At 65.2% G+C, this 1,702-nt stretch carries 2 protein-coding genes; both read right to left on the bottom strand.

Annotated features, from left to right (window positions below; all coding sequences use genetic code 11):
• Window positions 1-866 (bottom strand): ABC transporter ATP-binding protein (locus HX846_RS34210; RefSeq protein ID WP_178967150.1); only part of this gene is annotated, 866 nt, incomplete at its 3' end.
• Window positions 859-1,702, bottom strand: an 844-nt coding sequence (locus tag HX846_RS34205) for an AMP-binding protein (protein ID WP_178967149.1), incomplete at its 5' end; no start/stop codon positions are given. The genes HX846_RS34205 and HX846_RS34210, both read right to left, overlap by 8 nt.

Genomic DNA, 1,702 nt, shown 5'->3' with positions numbered 1-1,702 from the left:
AGGGCCGGCCCCAGCAGCAGGAACGGCAGCAGTTGCACCGGCATCAGCCAACCGCCAGCCACCAGCGACGCACCGCCCAACAGCACCAGGGCCAGCACCAGCAACGGCGAAAGCAGCACCTCGACACTCGCCCCAAGCCCGGCCCAGCGTTGGGCCCAGCAGGAAAAGAAACTGGCGAAACGTTCCACCGCACCGAAGAACTTTGACTGCACCCGATCGGCCCGGCCGAATGACTTGACCATGGCGATGCTCTGCACAAACTGCTGGGTGGCCAGGGACAGGTTGCCCAGCGCGGCGCCCAGTGCCTTCTGGTCATCCCGATAAGCCTGGGAGCGCAAGGCTCGCAGTCGCCACAGCGCCAGCGCTGGAGGCAGCAGCACCACAACGGTCATCGGCACACTTACCGTCAGCAGGTACAACAGGCACGCCAGGGGCGCCACCAATGCGGCGGCGAGGTTGTTTGGCAAGTGCGCCACCAGTTGATGCAGCGCACCTACGTCGTCGAGCAAAACACGGTCGACTTTTTGCCCACCACGGGCGCTGAACCAAGCCAGCGGAACCCGCGCCAAATGCGCGGCCAGCCGTTGGCGAACCTGGCGTTGCAGGTCGCTGTCGGCCAGGTGGGTCATCTGCAAGGCGGCAGCCAGCCCGAGCATGCGCAACAGCAAAGCGCCCGCACCGGCCAACAACCACCAGAACCCATCGTGCAGATCGAGTTTTCCGTCCAGCAACGACGGCGCCAACTCCGCCACCGCGATCAACGGCAGCAGGCCGATCAGGGTCGCCAGGGCTTGCAGCAGCATGGCGCAGATCAACCGGCCACGTACAGGCGCGAGCAGTTCACGCAGCGAGTCTTGATCAGCCACGGGCGGCGCTTCCCTCAGGTTGTTTTGCCCCGAAATACAGCTGCTGGATAGCCTCCCGCAGGTGCTTGCGGCTGACCTTGCCCACGCCGGTTTGCGGGAAACCGGGGATAAATTCGAAGCGGTCCGGCAGCTTGAAGGCCGCCAACCCTTGCTCACGCAGATGGCGCAGCAGTTCCGGCGGGCGCGGTGCCGTGCCACGGGGAATCACGAAGGCGCAGGTGCGTTCGCCGAGGTAGGCGTCCGGCATCGCCACCAAGGCCACATCGGCGACGGCAGGATGGCTGAGCAGGAGGTTTTCGACTTCTTCGGCGGCGATCTTTTCGCCGCCACGGTTGATCACGTCCTTGTCGCGACCTTCGACCATCAGGTAGCCGTCGTCGGTGAGCATTACCCGGTCGCCGGTGCGGTAGAAACCGTCAGTGGTAAACGCCTGGGCGTTGTGCGCAGGGTGGCGGTAGTAACCGCGAATCGTGTACGGACCACGGGTCAGCAATTGGCCGACCTGGCCCTGTATCACGTCCTGTTCGTTGTCGTCCACCACCCGGATTTCGTCGCCCGGGGACATGGGTTTGCCCTGGGTGTGCAGGACTCGTTGCGGTGGGTCGTTGGGGTCGGTATAGCAAATCAGCCCCTCGGCCATGCCGAACACTTGCTGCAAGCGGCAGCCGAGGGTGGGTTCCACGCGGCGGGCAGCCTCGAAGCTCAGTTTGGCGCCGCCGACTTGCAGCAGTTGCAATCCTGGCAGGCCCTGCCCGCGCGCCTGGGCGGCATCCAGCCAGACCAGCACCAGTGGCGGCACCAGCGCGGTATGGGTCACGCGTTCATGCTCGATCAGG

The sequence above is a fragment of the Pseudomonas sp. K5002 genome (assembly GCF_013386655.1).
Taxonomy (GTDB): Bacteria; Pseudomonadota; Gammaproteobacteria; order Pseudomonadales; family Pseudomonadaceae; genus Aquipseudomonas.
This window is presented reverse-complemented; position numbering and strand designations above follow the sequence as displayed.